The 14,503-nt window shown below is 70.3% G+C and carries 13 protein-coding genes and 1 pseudogene; 8 read left to right on the plus strand and 6 right to left on the minus strand.

From position 1 onward, the window contains the following. Positions 1 to 3: 3 nt before the first annotated feature. The 7 genes from yidD (at position 4) to ACWF62_RS11270 (ending at position 8,930) form a co-directional block, all read left to right on the plus strand. A complete protein-coding gene (gene yidD, locus ACWF62_RS11240; protein WP_452630087.1) occupies positions 4 to 366 on the plus strand; it encodes a membrane protein insertion efficiency factor YidD in 363 nt (120 codons plus the stop codon). 4 nt (positions 367 to 370) lie between these two features. Next, positions 371 to 1,429 (plus strand): membrane protein insertase YidC, encoded by a 1,059-nt coding sequence (gene yidC / locus ACWF62_RS11245; protein WP_452630088.1) that lies wholly within the window; start codon positions 371 to 373, stop codon positions 1,427 to 1,429. Between the two features lie 57 nt (positions 1,430 to 1,486). Beyond that, positions 1,487 to 2,038, plus strand: a complete 552-nt coding sequence (locus ACWF62_RS11250; RefSeq protein WP_378508680.1) for a Jag family protein — start codon at positions 1,487 to 1,489, stop codon at positions 2,036 to 2,038. A gap of 3,145 nt (positions 2,039 to 5,183) precedes the next feature. Then, positions 5,184 to 5,855, plus strand: a complete 672-nt coding sequence (gene rsmG, locus ACWF62_RS11255; RefSeq protein ID WP_378508679.1) for a 16S rRNA (guanine(527)-N(7))-methyltransferase RsmG — start codon at positions 5,184 to 5,186, stop codon at positions 5,853 to 5,855. A 53-nt stretch (positions 5,856 to 5,908) separates the two neighbouring features. After that, positions 5,909 to 6,913: a ParA family protein gene (locus ACWF62_RS11260; protein ID WP_378508678.1), complete on the plus strand. Its 1,005-nt coding sequence runs from the start codon at positions 5,909 to 5,911 to the stop codon at positions 6,911 to 6,913. Then, the gene (locus tag ACWF62_RS11265; RefSeq protein ID WP_452630089.1) at positions 6,913 to 8,028 is read left to right on the plus strand and encodes a ParB/RepB/Spo0J family partition protein; all 1,116 of its coding nucleotides are present in this window, start codon (positions 6,913 to 6,915) and stop codon (positions 8,026 to 8,028) included. The genes ACWF62_RS11260 and ACWF62_RS11265 overlap by 1 nt, the downstream gene beginning before the upstream one ends. 227 nt (positions 8,029 to 8,255) lie before the next feature. After that, the gene (locus ACWF62_RS11270) at positions 8,256 to 8,930 is read left to right on the plus strand and encodes a GNAT family N-acetyltransferase (protein WP_378508676.1); all 675 of its coding nucleotides are present in this window, start codon (positions 8,256 to 8,258) and stop codon (positions 8,928 to 8,930) included. A 42-nt stretch (positions 8,931 to 8,972) separates the two neighbouring features. Here the strand turns inward: ACWF62_RS11270 and ACWF62_RS11275 are convergent, their stop codons facing one another. From ACWF62_RS11275 to ACWF62_RS11290, 4 genes are all read right to left on the minus strand, one after another. Beyond that, complete coding sequence (locus ACWF62_RS11275; RefSeq protein WP_378508675.1) at positions 8,973 to 10,172, minus strand: N-acetylmuramoyl-L-alanine amidase; 1,200 nt, start codon at positions 10,170 to 10,172, stop codon at positions 8,973 to 8,975. A 96-nt stretch (positions 10,173 to 10,268) separates the two neighbouring features. Beyond that, a complete protein-coding gene (trxA, locus tag ACWF62_RS11280) occupies positions 10,269 to 10,592 on the minus strand; it encodes a thioredoxin (protein ID WP_378508674.1) in 324 nt (107 codons plus the stop codon). A 37-nt stretch (positions 10,593 to 10,629) separates the two neighbouring features. Continuing rightward, positions 10,630 to 11,619 (minus strand): thioredoxin-disulfide reductase, encoded by a 990-nt coding sequence (gene trxB / locus ACWF62_RS11285; RefSeq protein ID WP_452630091.1) that lies wholly within the window; start codon positions 11,617 to 11,619, stop codon positions 10,630 to 10,632. A gap of 43 nt (positions 11,620 to 11,662) precedes the next feature. Continuing rightward, positions 11,663 to 12,274, minus strand: coding sequence for a TetR/AcrR family transcriptional regulator (locus ACWF62_RS11290; protein WP_378508672.1), 612 nt, complete (start codon positions 12,272 to 12,274; stop codon positions 11,663 to 11,665). A gap of 219 nt (positions 12,275 to 12,493) precedes the next feature. Between ACWF62_RS11290 and ACWF62_RS11295 the strand changes: the two are divergent. Next, positions 12,494 to 13,057, plus strand: a pseudogene (locus ACWF62_RS11295) (helix-turn-helix domain-containing protein); the annotation flags it as partial. A 15-nt stretch (positions 13,058 to 13,072) separates the two neighbouring features. Here the strand turns inward: ACWF62_RS11295 and ACWF62_RS11300 are convergent. Further along, positions 13,073 to 13,801, minus strand: a complete 729-nt coding sequence (locus ACWF62_RS11300; protein WP_378569553.1) for a hypothetical protein — start codon at positions 13,799 to 13,801, stop codon at positions 13,073 to 13,075. Between the two features lie 71 nt (positions 13,802 to 13,872). Further along, the gene (gene sigM, locus ACWF62_RS11305) at positions 13,873 to 14,469 is read right to left on the minus strand and encodes an RNA polymerase sigma factor SigM (protein WP_378508670.1); all 597 of its coding nucleotides are present in this window, start codon (positions 14,467 to 14,469) and stop codon (positions 13,873 to 13,875) included. Positions 14,470 to 14,503 lie beyond the last annotated feature (34 nt).

Below are 14,503 nucleotides of genomic sequence, written 5' to 3' on the forward strand. Positions count from 1 at the left end.
CCAATGACACGCAACCTCTCGACAGGGATGGGGCCGTTCGGCATGATCCGGCGCGCCCCGGCGCGGGGCCTGATCTTCTGCATCGAGCTGTACCGCAGCTATGTCTCGCCGACCCGGATGCCGACCTGCCGGTTTGCCCCGACCTGCAGCGAGTACGCGGTCGACGCGCTGCGTGAGCGTGGCGCCGCGGTGGGAATGATCCTGACCGTGGTGCGCCTGCTCAAGTGCGGGCCCTGGCATCCTGGCGGCTGGGATCCGGTGCCACCGCGCGGATCCGGTCGTCACCGCGAGCGCGGTGCCGCGGACCTGGACACTGGTAAGCAACCCCACGATCTGCTGAACGTGGGCGAACAGAGGAGTACCTAGAGCCGTGCTCGACTTCATCTATTACCCGGTGTCCTGGATCCTGTGGGTCTGGCACAAGGTGTTCGGCTCCTTCCTCGGGGCAGACAACGGCTTCGCGTGGGCGCTGTCGGTGATGTTCCTGGTGTTCACCCTGCGCGCGATCCTGTACGTGCCCTTCGTCAAGCAGGTCCGCACCACCCGCCAGATGCAGGAGTTGCAGCCGCAGATCAAGGCGCTGCAGAAGAAGTACTCCAACGATCGCCAGCGGATGGCGCTGGAGATGCAGAAGCTCCAGAAGGAGCACGGGTTCAATCCGCTGATGGGTTGCCTGCCGGTGCTGCTGCAGGCGCCGGTGTTCATCGGCCTGTTCCACGTCCTGCGATCCTTCAACCGCACCGGCACCGGGTTCGGCCAGCTCGGGATGACGGTGGAGGAGAACGCCAACACCGCGAACTACGCGTTCTCGGCGGCGGACGTCCAGTCGTTCCTCGATGCACGCCTGTTTGGCGCCCCGATCGCCGCCGCGATGACCACCCCGAAGGCGCAGCTCGAGGCCTACGGTGTGCCGATCCCGACGGTGTGGACCATCGCGGCCGTCGCGATTCCGCTGATGATCATCGCGTCGGTGGCAACCCACTTCAACTCCCGTGCGTCGGTGGCCCGCCAGAGCGAGGCGGCGGCGGCGAACCCGCAGGCCGCGATCATGAACAAGCTGTCCCTGTGGGTCTTCCCGCTCGGCGTGCTCGTCGGCGGCCCGTTCCTGATGATCGCGATCCTGCTGTACTGGGTGTCGAACAACATCTGGACCTACGCTCAGCAGCACCTGGTGTTCCGGCGCATCGATGCGGAAGAGGAAGAAAAGAAGGCCAAGGCCCTCGAGCGGCGCGCCGAGAACGCGCCGAAGCCGGGTGCGAAGCCGGTCAAGCGCAAGGGTGCGGCGGCCGCGCAGGCCGTTGACGCCGGAACGGATGCGGCGGAGCCGTCGGACGGCCCGGACTCTCCCACCCCGACCGCGTCCGACTCGAAGCCCAAGCCCGGTGCGAAACCGACCGGAAACCGCGGCAAGAACAAGCGCAAACGCTGAGGCGGCACCCGACTTCTGAGCGCGGCAGCGCTCCCCTTCACAGAGAAGAGAACGACGATGGCGAACGATCCGGCTACCGGACGGGACGGAGATGACGAGGTCGTGGCGGACGTGACAGTGGAAGCGCCCGTGGACGAGATCGACGAGGAGGACGCGCTCGTCGAGGAGGGCGAGATCGCGGGTGACTACCTCGAGCAGCTGCTGGACGTCCTGGACTTCGACGGCGACATCGACCTCGACGTCGAGGGCGATCGTGCGGTCGTGAGCATCGACGGCGGCGAGGACCTGGCGAAGCTGGTCGGGCGCAAGGGCGAGGTTCTCGACGCCCTGCAGGAGCTCACCCGGCTCGCCGTGCAGCAGGCCACGGGTGACCGCAGCCGTCTGATGCTCGACATCGCCGGCTGGCGCGCGGGCAGGCGCGCGGAGCTCACGGAGATCGGACTTGCCGCCGCCAAGCGGGTTCTCGACTCCGGCGAATCCGAGTCCCTCTCCCCCATGACACCGTTCGAGCGCAAGATCGTCCACGACGCGGTCGCGTCGGTCGAGGGCGTCTCCAGCGAGAGCGAGGGCGCCGAGCCGTCCCGTCGCGTGGTCGTCATCAAGGGCTGACGCTTCACCTCACGAGGGGCTCCCGACCGGATGGTCGGGAGCCCCTCGTCGTTGTGCGGTGTTTCACGTGAATCAGTGCACGGCGCGCCGGCGTTCCAACCCTTGCCTCACACCCGCGGGCCCGCGTCCGGCGCGCGGAGTCCGGTGGTCGGTCCGAGCGCACCGGGACGGCCTGGACCGAGAATTCATCCACAGGGTGGGGCGAGGCCTGTGGAATTCTCGGATGGTCTCGGGGATCCCCATGATCGGGCGTGTTTCGGTGACGCCGGGGTGGTGATCGCCTGTGGATAACCTCGATTTCGGGCGTCGACGCCGCGGTCGGGTCCGCCCGGATGCGGCGCCTCCCCACTCCCCGCGCCGCTTCGCGGACCGAACGTCGAATGGTGCTGCAGTACAGGGCAATTCGGGTGCGCTTCGGTGACCGGCGCGGACGGGTCGCCCGATGGGAGGTGATTCGTGTCCTTCGGTGTCCGGCCGGTTATCTCGACACGGGCACATTCCGTCACTGTGACGGCAGTGCGCTGCCGCGGGAGGCGGAACACTGCGGTGTGTGCTCGTCCCTCGCCCGGCCGATGTCCACCGGGCATCACCCGCGCGGTGGGTGCGGGGTGATGCGCGCCGGCGCCCTCCGCGGTGAGCGGCCCCGGTGCTCGATCTTCGCCGGCGGTGTCGTCGCCGGCGCCGACGCGACGGTGGGCCGGCCCAGCCCGTGCACGGGTCGTGCCCGCGGCTTGGCTCCCCAGGCATCTGCGCGACCCGCGCCCATGCGGGTCGCGTCCGCTGCGGGCGTGATTCACGTGAAACATCGGGGGTGGTCCCCGGCAGGACCGGCCGGGGCGGACGTCCCGTCGGATCAGGTGCCCCCGGGGAACCCGGCCGTGTCGGGTGCGGGCGCGGCCGACTGAGCACCAGCCACACCGGCGTTCAGCCCCGCCTCCTGACGTCGCCGCCGCTGCGGCAGATGCGGTCCGCGCCGGAGCGGGGTCCGTGGAGGGGCTCCCGTCGCGCATCCGATGACGATCGGTGCGCCAGGTACGGCACCGAGGGAGGCGAGGCGCATCCCTGCGTCGGCCGGTGGCACGCCGGAACGGATCCCGCGCACGACCACGTGGATGAGGCGGCACCGTCGGCCGTGCTGAATTGCGCGACCCGGGTGGGCTCGCCTGCTGCCGTTCGGGGTCGGTGGATGGGAGTGCGCATGCATGTGGTCGCAGGCGCTCCGAGCGGCGTCGCGGGCGGTGCCGTACACGACCGGCCGAATGCTTCCAGGTGGGGGCCGCGACTCTCCCGGGATTGCGTCCTCGGGCGTTGCGAAGGATGACCCTGCGGGTTTGCGTACCGCACCGCGACGGGATGGACGGGCTCGCGCCGGGCGCCGCCGATTCACGTGAAACATTCGAGGGGTCGCCCGGCCCTTGGCTAAGGGTCCGTGCTCGGCCAGGGTCGCGGTCGGCCCCTCCCCTCCCTTGGCCCTCCCCTCCCCCACTCCGGTGGCCGGTCGCCATGTTTCACGTGAATCGAGGGCCCTGCGCGTGTCGAGCGGGAGCCGGGTACGCCTGACCGGCGACCCCTCGTCGGCTGGGAACGGCGCCAGTCCGGCGGTCAGCCCGACCGGCACGTCGCGGTCGGCAGCTTCCACGCTGGCTGCGTGGTCGACCGTGCTGCGTCAGCTGGGTGTCCGCGGTGCAGCGGTACCGCAGGCCGACCGCGCCAGCGCGTCCGGGCGCCACCGCGCATCCGGGTGGCCCGCACCTCACGTCGTCGACCCGTGTCACGATTCGTCCGGTCCGGTCGCCGCATGCGGGGCGCCCGTTCCACCGCGCTTGTCGAGGGTGGCCAGGTCGGCGCCGGCTCGAGGGGTCGATCTCGAGGTTCCTTGGCTACCCGCCGCGTCATCGGTCGCCGGGCCAGCGCGGGTGGTGTGGCGGGCCAACGCCCGCCGTCGGGATCCGGTGCGGTGACCCGGCCCGCCGGGCGCCGCCGGGGCGGAAGGCGCCGCTGCCAGCCCGACGGCATCCGCGCCCGACCCACCCCACGACAGCACCAAAACCCCGGGCCGAACTCTCCATCTGGGCGGGGACCGGGCTGGTGGGCCGTTCCGGCTACCGGACCGGCGGTGTTCCCGTGGAGTTCGATGCGGATACGAAGGCGTGGCGGACGCCGTGTGCGCCCGTGGTCGACGGCTTCGACCGGGACCAGGTCTACCCCGGCAGCGCGCTGGCCGGATGGTGTCCCGCCGTCAGGCTCGTGGGATCAACCCGCAGCGTGGACGTCGCGCCCGGGCCGCCGGGCCGTGCCTCCTGCCCCGTCGGTCCAACCGGTTCGCTGCGGTCGAGCCCACGCTGTTTCGGGTGGTGCGCGACCGGCGGCTGGCATCCCCGATCGATCGGTCGGGCACCGCCGCGGGCAGACGGGCGCCCCGGCACCCACCCGACGACCGCCTCGACCGCCCGACCCCCGCTGACGCCGACCGCGACGCCGTCATGCCGGTGCCTCCGGGACGGTGTCCGGCGCCTGGGCACGTGTCCCCGTCCCGCTCGGATGAGCCGGGCCGGACCATCGCCGTCCGGAGAATGTCGCTCCCGCTGGCTCCGCACCGTGCGCGGAGGCGAAGCCGTTACGGCATTGGTGCCGACGACAACGCCCCGGGCGGTGATTGAATGCCCGGGCGCCAACATGGGGGTCCCCGCGAATGAACCGGGCCGGCGCCGATTCCTCCGCCCCGGCGGTGGGTCCCTGCTTCACGTGAAACATGGCCGCGTCGCGAGGCCTGGAAGGCGCACCGCCGACACCGTGTCGGTCCGTCACCGTGCGACGTGGTCGGCGGGCGCGCCAGCCCTCGGTCCTCCGGTTGCCATCCCGGATCCGCTCAGCCGCCCGCGGTCCGGCGTCCCGGGGCGCTCGTCCCCCGATGGCGGTGGGTTGCCGACGCCGCGTGTTCCGGGGCGGCGCCCTCCCCTCCCCCACCGCCGGATCGACCGGACGTTGTCGCGTCCCATCGGCCGGGGTGCATCGCAAGCACGGGGTCCACGCTGTCGCTGTGACACCCGAACCGAGCACGGTCCGTCGGCGGCCCGGGAGCATCTGATGTCGGTCGGCGAGATACGGCCTGTTGGTTTGTGGAATCCCGAGTGCACACGGGAAGATGTTTCACGTGGAACCCACCGACCCCATCGACCTCACCGACGCCGCGCACCGTGTGTTCGGGGAGCGTTTCGCGCTGGCCCAGAAGTATCACGAATCCCTCGCGACGGATGGCGTCGAACGTGGTCTGATCGGGCCACGGGAGGTCCCGCGGCTGTGGGAACGGCACCTGCTCAACTGCGCCGTGCTCGGTGAACTGATCGGTGAGGGCGAGTCGGTCGTCGACGTCGGAAGCGGTGCGGGTCTGCCCGGCATCCCGCTCGCGATCGCCCGACCCGACCTGCGGATCACCCTGGTCGAGCCGCTGCTGCGGCGCTCGGTCTACCTCGCCGAGTTCATCGAATCGGTCGGCCTGGATGTGCGGGTGGTTCGGGGTCGTGCGGAGCAGGCCGGGGTGGTGCAGGAGGCGGGCGGCGCCGATGTGGTCACCTCCCGCGCCGTCGCCCCGCTGGAGAAGCTGGCGCGGTGGTCGCTGCCGTTGATCCACGAGCACGGCCGGATGCTGGCGATGAAGGGGTCCAGTGCGGCCGAGGAGATCGAGCGCGATCGCGCTTCCCTCACCCGCCTGGGGGCTGGCAAGCTGGAGATCGTCGAATGCGGCGCCGACGTCCTCCCGACACCGACGACCGTGGTTCGGGCGGAACGGATTCCAAAGCGATCGCATCGCCGATGACGTCGAGGATCGGTGGAACCGGCGGTCGAGTGACTTCGAGTGAGGAGCAATACATGTCGGGTGGACCCGAAGCAACTGTTTCACATGAAACGGACCCCAATCCCTCGCGTTCCACCGACACCGCACCCTCGACCGACCCGAGTGCCCACGCCCCCGGCCCATACGACGGCATCTCCCTCGAGGAGACCCCGATCGGGGCCGCCGCGCAGCGCGCCAGCCAGGTCCTGCATCCGGGGAGTGTGACCCTGCCGAAACCGAGCCGGCGGCGCATGCTTACCGTCGCGAACCAGAAGGGTGGCGTCGGGAAGACCACCACCGCGGTCAACCTGGCGTCCGCGCTCTCCGTTCAGGGGCTCACCGTCCTCGTCGTCGACCTCGACCCGCAGGGCAATGCCAGCACCGCGCTCGGCATCCCGCACCACTCCGGGGTGCCGTCCAGCTACGAGCTGCTCATCGGGGAGGTCAGCGCGAAGGAAGCTGTCCAGCAGAGCCCGCACAGCGAGCGGCTGTACTGCATTCCCGCGACGATCGACCTCGCCGGCGCCGAGATTGAGCTGGTGTCGATGGTCGCCCGCGAGAACCGACTCAAGAGCGCCCTGTCCGATGCGTTCCTATCCGACCTGGACGTCGACTTCGTGCTGATCGACTGCCCGCCGTCGCTCGGGCTGCTCACCGTCAACGCCCTCGTCGCGGTCAACGAGGTCCTCATCCCGATCCAGTGCGAGTACTACGCGCTCGAGGGGGTTGGCCAGCTGCTCCGCAACATCGAGATGGTCAAGTCGCATCTCAATCCCGACCTGCACGTGTCGACGGTGCTGCTGACCATGTACGACGGCCGGACCAAGCTGGCCGACCAGGTCGCCGAGGAGGTGCGGAACCACTTCGGGGAGGCGGTGCTGCGGTCGGTGATCCCCCGCAGCGTGAAGGTCTCCGAGGCTCCCGGCTACGGGATGACCGTTCTCGACTACGATCCCGGATCACGCGGCGCCATGAGCTATCTCGACGCCGGACGTGAACTTGCCGCCCGTACCGCATCGATCACATCGCAGGAGAACTAGTGGCACAGAGAAGCAAGGGCGGTCTCGGTCGCGGGCTCGCGTCGCTCATCCCGCCCGGCCCCGACGCGGGTCCGCGTCTCGGCAACGCCGCAGCCGACATCATCATCGGCAACGGAACCGCCCCGGCGGCGGCGACCGCGGACGGCGGCCCCCTCCCCTCCCCCACCGAGGCGGCACCCGCCGACGGCGCAGGGAAGGCCACCAGATCGGGTCGGCCGCAGGCCAAGGCGTCCGGCAAGACGCAGGCGAAGACCACCGGCAAGACCGCTGCGACGGCCAAGACCCCGGAGCTGGCCCCGGTGGACGGCGCCGTCTACCGGGAGATCCCGGCGGCACAGATCCAGCCCAACCCGAAGCAGCCGCGGTCGGTGTTCGACGAGGAGGCGCTCGCCGAGCTGGTGCATTCCATCCGCGAGTTCGGTCTGATGCAGCCGATCGTCGTGCGGGCGACCGGGCCGGACACCTATCAGCTGGTGATGGGTGAACGGCGGTGGCGGGCCAGTCAGGCCGCCGGGCTCGAGTCGATCCCCGCCATCGTGCGCGAGACGGGCGACGGCGACATGCTGCGGGACGCCCTGCTCGAGAACATTCACCGGGTGCAGCTGAATCCGCTCGAGGAGGCGGCGGCGTACCAGCAGTTGCTCGAGGAGTTCGAGGTCACCCACGAGGAGCTGGCTGCCCGTATCGGGCGCTCTCGCCCCGTGGTGACCAACATGATCCGGCTGCTCAAGCTGCCGATTCCGGTGCAGCGCCGGGTCGCCGCGGGGGTGCTGTCCGCGGGGCATGCCAGGGCGCTGCTGTCGCTGGAGGCGGGCGCCGAGGCGCAGGACTTGCTCGCCGCCCGGATCGTGGCGGAGGGCCTGTCCGTCCGCGCCACCGAGGAGGCGGTGACGCTCGCGAACCGGGATGGTGGGGAATTGCCGACTCCCCCGGTCAAGCGCAAGCCGATCCAGATGCCGGGTCTGCAGGACGTCGCGGACCGACTGTCCGGCGCCTTCGACACCCGCGTTACCGTCAGTCTCGGGAAGCGGAAGGGCAAGATCGTCGTCGAGTTCGGCTCGGTGGACGATCTGCAGCGGATCGTGGAGATGATGGAGACCTCCGGCGCGGAATAGTGCCGTCAGGGGGACCCCGGTGTGAAACGTCACCGTGACGTTTCACACCGGGGTTTCCTCTACCTGTCCCGCCGGACGCACTGAAATGCAGTGCCCCCCAACGTCATCCGATGCGCCTCCGGTCGGGAACGGCCAGGACGATCGGGATCGCCTATCCTGGATGTGGTGATGACCCGCGGTCGCCGACCCCGGGTCCGAGACGTGACGTCGTGGAGGCGAGAGACAGGGTGTCGATGCGCATCAGTCCGCTCACCCTCGACGGCTTCGATCGGCTTCCCCGGCACTCCCGCCGCTGCATCTTCTGGGAGATGGACCCGGACGCGCTGCGCAACTCCCGCGTGTACGCGGACCCCGAGTTCGAGAAGGAAGCCTGGCTGTCGATGGTCATGCTCGAGTGGGGCTCCTGCGGGCAGGTCGCGACCCTCGAGGGGCGGCCCGCCGGGTGTGCGCTCTACTCGCCGCCGGGCAACGTGCCCCGATCCACCCTGTTCCCCACCTCCCCGGTGAGCCCGGACGCGGTCCTGCTGACCACGATGCGGCTCGAACCGGCCGCCGAGCTGGACGGGGTGGGGCCGAGCCTGATTCAGGCCGTCGTGAGCGATCTGGTGCGGCGCGGCGTGCGTGCGCTGGAGGCGTTTGGCATCGTCCGTGGACCCGACGACGACCGGACGCCGGGCAGCACTCACCAGTGCGGGCCGACCGAGTGCATGATCGACGCCGGGTTCCTCGCCGACATGGGCTTCGAGGTGGTCGCGGCGCACCACCGCTATCCGCGGATGCGTCTCGAACTGGACCGCGATCACGGCTGGAAGGCCGACGTCGAGTCCGCCCTGGAACGGCTGCTGATGTCCGCAGCGGTGACCACCGCCGACAGCGGCGCGCGGTCCACCATCGGTGTCTGACCCGCACCGCCGCCCCGCTCGCCGGGCAACGGAACCGGACCGTCAGGCCCGTTCGGCCTTCGCGAGCTCCTCGGCGAGCAGTTCCTTGAAGGTGTAGGTGCCGGTCGGCTGATCGTCCTGACCCAGCAGGTACAGGCGCTTGACCGCGATCAGGATGGCCTCGGCGATGATGTCGCGATTCCGCGGATTGATCAAGGTTTTGACGTCGGAATCGTTTGTGAGATAACCGATGTCGATCTGAACGGTCGGCATCGTGGTGAGGCGCAACAGGTCCCAGGATCGACCGTGCGATCGGCAATCCTGAAGTGGTGCGCGCGCAACGATTTCACGCTGAATGAAGTTGGCGAGGACCTGCCCGATCCGGGAGGTGGCGCCGTGTGAGTTGCCGAAGTGGAAGCTGGCGACCCCGTTCGCGTTGCGGCTCGGGCTGCTCGCACAGCGCAGCGAGATCATCAGGTCCGCGTCGAACGAGTTGGAGGTTGCCGCGCGCTCCGCGGTCGACGGGTTGCTGCTCGCCGGGTGCGACAGGAACGTCTCCATGCCGGTGGCGGCCATCCGCCCCTCGAGCCGGCTCGCAACGTCCCACAGGATCTCGGCCTCGGTGATCGGGCCGTTCGGCGTCGCCAGCACCATGCCGGTCGTTGCGCCGCCGAGATCGGGGTCGATCACGATCCGCTTGCCGCTCAGCTGCGGTCCGGACCGTCGGACCGACTCCTCCTCGGTGATCGCGTGCGGCGAACCCCCGGTGACCCGGGTGCCGAGCAGATCGAGCGAGCGCAGCGTCTGCGGTCCGCAGATGCCGTCGGACGCGATGCCGATCTCCCGCTGGAACGAGGACAACCCCTCGTGCGTCTTCGGGCCGAAGTAGCCGTCCACCCGGCTGGAGTAGAAACCGAGGTCCTGCAGCCGGGTCTGCAGCGCGGCGACGTCGTCGCCGTACTGCGGCGCGGACAGCTGGTACGCGAGGGTGCGCGCGCCGAGCCGGTACGAGGCCTCCCGCAGCGCCCGGTACGTCGCGGTGCCGACGACGCCGTCGACGAGCAGGCCGCGCTGCTGCTGGAACGCGCGTACCGCGCTATCGAGGTGATGGTCGAACACGGCGTCGGGGGCCACCCACTGCGAGCCGTTCACCGGCTCACGGGAGGTCAGCGACACGCCGCCGCGGAGATATCCGAGGGCGGACAGGGTGCCTCGAATCTCGGCAACGGCGGGACCGTGATCGCCGTGACGGAGTCGATGCATACGTGGGAACCCTTCCTCGTCCTGACGGCAATACCCAGTGGGTGATTCTCGCAGAAGCCCCCGGGATATCGGGAATCCCGGGGGCTGTTGCGATCGCTACAGTACGTCGGAAAGGTCCTTGAGCAGTGCAGCCTTGCCCTTCGCGCCGACGATTTGCTTCACCGGCTTGCCGCCCTGGAACAGGATCATCGTCGGAATCGACATGACCTGGAAGTCCCGCGCAGCGGACGGGTTGGCGTCGATGTCGAGCTTCGCGACGGTCAGCTTCTCGGCGTGTTCCCCGGCGATCTCCTCGAGCACGGGTGCGACCATCTTGCACGGTCCGCACCAGGTCGCCCAGAAGTCGACCAGAACGGGCTTCTCGGAGTCGAGCACGTCCTGCTGGAACGAGTCGTCGGTGATGGTGATGGTGTTCGCCATGGTGTCTCCTCGGGGACGGGTGGGTGGTGTGGCCAGGTCAGGCGTCGACGGCGACGGGGCGACCGGCCACGTCGACGGTGTTGCCGGTGATGTCGCCGCGTTCGGCGAGCCACCGCTCGGCATCGATCGCGGCGGAGGCGCCGGTGCCCGCCGCGGTGATCGCCTGCCGGTAGGTGTGGTCGACGAGGTCACCGGCGGCGAACACGCCCTCCACCGCGGTGTGCGTGGTCGGGGACTGCACCCGCACGTACCCCTCGTCGTCGATGTCGACCTGACCCGCGACGAGTTCGCTGCGCGGATCGTGACCGATCGCGACGAACATGCCGGTCACCGGCAGCGTCGACTGCTCACCGGTGACGGTGTCGCGGAGCACCAGACCGGTGACACTGCTCTCGCCGAGCACCTCGACGGGCTCGGCGTTCGTGACGATCCGGATCTTCTCGTTGGCCTTCGCGCGCTCGAGCATGATCCGGGACGCGCGGAACTCCTCGCGGCGGTGCACCAGGGTGACCGAACGGGCGAACCGGGTCAGGAAGGTGGCCTCCTCCATCGCGGAGTCGCCACCGCCGATCACCGCGATGTCCTGGTCCTTGAAGAAGAAGCCGTCGCAGGTGGCGCAGGCCGACACGCCGCGGCCCAGCAGCGTCTCCTCGCCGGGAATGCCGAGGTAGCGGGCGGCCGCGCCCATCGCGAGCACCACCGCGTGCGCGTAGTAGGTCTCGCCGTTCGCGACGACCTTCTTCACCGGACCGGTCACGTCGAGCTCCTCGACGTCCTCGGTGCGGATGTCGGCGCCGAACCGCTTCGCCTGCTCACGCATCTCGTCCATCAGGTCGGGGCCCATGATGCCCTCCCGGAACCCGGGGAAGTTCTCCACCTCGGTGGTGGTCATCAGGGCGCCGCCGAACTGGGTGCCCTCGAACAGCAGCGGCTGGAGTTCGGCGCGGGAGGCGTAGACGGCTGCGGTGTATCCGGCGGGTCCGGAACCGACGATGATCAGGTCACGAACCGAGGTCGGGGTAGTCATGCGGGCCTTCCAGGTAGTGGACGTCGTCTGGCTCAACACCAGATTATGGGGTGATGTTCCCCGGTACGGCCCGTCCGGCGATGAACGCCACATAGGGCTCGACGAGGGCGGCGGCCCGCGACTGCACGCCGGTGGCGTCGCTGCCCGCCTCGATCTGGCGGGTCGCGGCGTGCACGATCGCGTTCACCAGGTCCGCGGTCTCGGCCGCATCGGGGACTCCAAGCTCGGCCAGCGCGGTCACCAACGGCGCGGCAAGGCGGGCGTGCATTTCCGCCCCGGCCGCGCCGACCTTCTCGCTCGGGGCGATCGACGAGATCGCGGAGGCGATCGCATGCTCCCCCTCGGCGACCAGGTCGAGGTTGACCCGGACGTACGCGAGCACCCGCCGGTCCGCCGACCCGGCCGCCGCCATCTCCCGTTCGACTCGGGTGGACCAGCGCGGAAAGGAGTCCTCGATCAGCGCGTCGAGGAGGTGCTGGCGGGACTTGAAGTACTGGTACATGCTCGATCGGGCCAGTCCGGCGCGGGCGGCGACCTCCGCGAACCCGGGGATCTCCGGGGTGCCTTCGGCGAGCACCTCGCGAGCGGCGTCGAGAAGGGCCCGCTGCTGGGCGGCCCGGTGCTCGGCGACGGTCGGTGCAGTGATACGCGGCAACGCCGTCCCTCCCGGTGGGCCGGTCCGGGTCGTCCGGACGGTGGTGGTGCGCCCCCGATTCGCGTCGTGACCGGGCCGCAGTGGTCGAGGACATCGTAGTCGGGTGCCCCGGCACCGATGGCCGGCGCCCGATGTCGAGGCAGGGACGGGTGACCCGGCACGCCGCGGCGGGTCGTGTCCGGTGGTCGGACCGGCCCCGGTGGTCGACAATGACGGGCAATGAATGCCACCGCTTCGGGCCGACCCCGTGACCCCCGCATTGACACACAGGTGCTCACAGCGACGCGAGAGCTGTTGCTGGAGTTGGGTTTCGACGGCCTCAGTGTCCGTGCCATCGCGGTTCGCGCCGGCGTGAGCCGTGCCGCGATCGCCCGCCGCTGGGACTCGAAGGCCCAGTTGGTGCTCGACGCAGTGCTCGGCGTGACCCCGGACCTGACGCCCTTCGACGGCGCCGACCGGGAGGGCTGGATCCGCTGGGTGGTCACCGGCAGCTCCGAACTGTTCCGGCGGCCGGAGGTGCGGGCCGCGGTGCCCGGACTGCTGGCCACCCTCCGCGACCACGACGACCTGCGCGCCGCGCTGTGGCGCAACTTCGCTGGCCCGGCGACCGCGCTGCTCCCCGGACCCACTCCCGGCGCCGGAACCGACCCGGACACCGCGCGCGCCCTCATCGCGCTGGGCGCAGGCGCGGCGATGTTCCTGTCGCTGATCGCGCCGAGCGAGGACACCGAGGGCGTGCGCGGCGCGATCCTGTCGATCCTGCTGCCCGGTGCGGGCGCCGACGCTCCCCGGTGTCGGTCAACCGATGTCGGTTCGGGCCAGGGTCTCGGGATTGGATGCGCTGCAACCGGACCCGACGACGAGGGCGGTGATCTGCGGGGGGCGGGGTCCGGCGACGAGGAGGAGTACACCGGCGGCGCCACGCAGCCGGACCGGACCCGACCCGAGTAGCGGGGTCGCCGGGTCAATTCCGTTGGCCCGCAGGCAATCCGATCTGCGGATCGGGTCGGTCAGGCTGCCGTTCTCGGTCCGACCGAGGACGGCGAGCGCGGCGTCGGGCCGCAGTTCGTCGCCGAGCTGGATGGCCGCCGGGTCGGCGAGCACCGTCTCCTCGGGTGCGGAGGACGGCCCGTCGTCGCCGAGGCGCGTGATGCCGATCGCGCCGAGCGCGAACACCACGAGGGCGGCGGCAGCGGCGGCCGCGATCCGGACGGGATCGCGTCGTCGGGAGGACACCGCAGGGATCGGCGACCGGTCTTCGTCGGTGGCGGTGAGCCCGAGCGCGGCGTGCAGGCGGTCGATCACCTCGGGTGGCGCGGGCGGCGCCGGCGCCGGATCCGTCCGCAGCGCGCCGAGTTCGGTCCGGACGCGGTCCAGTGCGGCGAGGGTGGCGATGGCGTCGGGGTCGTTCATTGCGGCGGTCCGGATCCGGTCCGCCTCGTCGTCGGATAGCACGTCACCGTGCAGATCGGCGAGCTGTTCGGGAGTGAGCGGGGGGCGACGCGCGTCCTCACCCTCGGCGACCATGACACCTCCTTCTTGCGATCGTGAACTGCGGATCCCAGCGGCGGCGCAGGTTCGCACCGCGCGTCACTGGATTAGACTCCGGGCGAGCCGATTTGGTTCCGCTCCGGCCGAATGTATTTCAACTGTTGCGCCAGTTTGTTCCGTGCCCGCGAGCACCTGCTCTTCACGGTGCCCTCCGGCACCCCGAGCAGCGCGGCGGCGTCCGCGACCGAGTAGCCCTCGAGGTCGACGGCGACGACAGCGGCGCGCTGCTCGGGCGGGAGGGTATCGAGGGCCTCCCCGATCGTCAGCGTCGTCTCCCGGTCCGCCATCGGGTCGCGGGGTTCCGCGGGTTCGGACCCGTCTCCCTCGGTCAGCGGCACCGTCGGGCGGGCCCGATTGCGCCGGATCCGGTCGAGGCAGGCGTTGACCACGATCTTGTGTAGCCAGCTGCGGACGGCGGCATCCTCACGGAACGTCGCGGCCGTCCGGTGCGCCGACAGCAGCGCCTCCTGCAACGCGTCCTCGGCGTCCTGGATGCTGTAGCTGGTCCGGCGTGCCGTCTGCCACAAGTGGTCCTGGTGTCTACTCAATAACTCAGCAAATGCACGCGGCTCCCCAGCCGCGTGCGCCGCCAGCAGCTGGGCATCGGACATGCCCGCCGCGGCGATCCCCCTGTTGATTCGCACGCGCGATGTTAACCGACCAGGAGGTCTCCAGTCA

Source organism: Rhodococcus sp. NPDC054953 (genome assembly GCF_053609225.1).

Bases quoted from the DNA above. Each gene is read 5' to 3' on its own strand.
- yidD (WP_452630087.1), top strand. From the start codon at position 4: ATGACACGCAACCTCTCGACAGGGATGGGGCCGTTCGGCATGATCCGG.
- ACWF62_RS11250 (WP_378508680.1), top strand. From the start codon at position 1,487: ATGGCGAACGATCCGGCTACCGGACGGGACGGAGATGACGAGGTCGTG.
- rsmG (WP_378508679.1), top strand. From the start codon at position 5,184: ATGTTTCACGTGGAACCCACCGACCCCATCGACCTCACCGACGCCGCG.
- ACWF62_RS11260 (WP_378508678.1), top strand. From the start codon at position 5,909: ATGTCGGGTGGACCCGAAGCAACTGTTTCACATGAAACGGACCCCAAT.
- ACWF62_RS11275 (WP_378508675.1), bottom strand. From the start codon at position 10,172: ATGCATCGACTCCGTCACGGCGATCACGGTCCCGCCGTTGCCGAGATT.
- trxA (WP_378508674.1), bottom strand. From the start codon at position 10,592: ATGGCGAACACCATCACCATCACCGACGACTCGTTCCAGCAGGACGTG.
- trxB (WP_452630091.1), bottom strand. From the start codon at position 11,619: ATGACTACCCCGACCTCGGTTCGTGACCTGATCATCGTCGGTTCCGGA.
- ACWF62_RS11300 (WP_378569553.1), bottom strand. From the start codon at position 13,801: ATGGTCGCCGAGGGTGAGGACGCGCGTCGCCCCCCGCTCACTCCCGAA.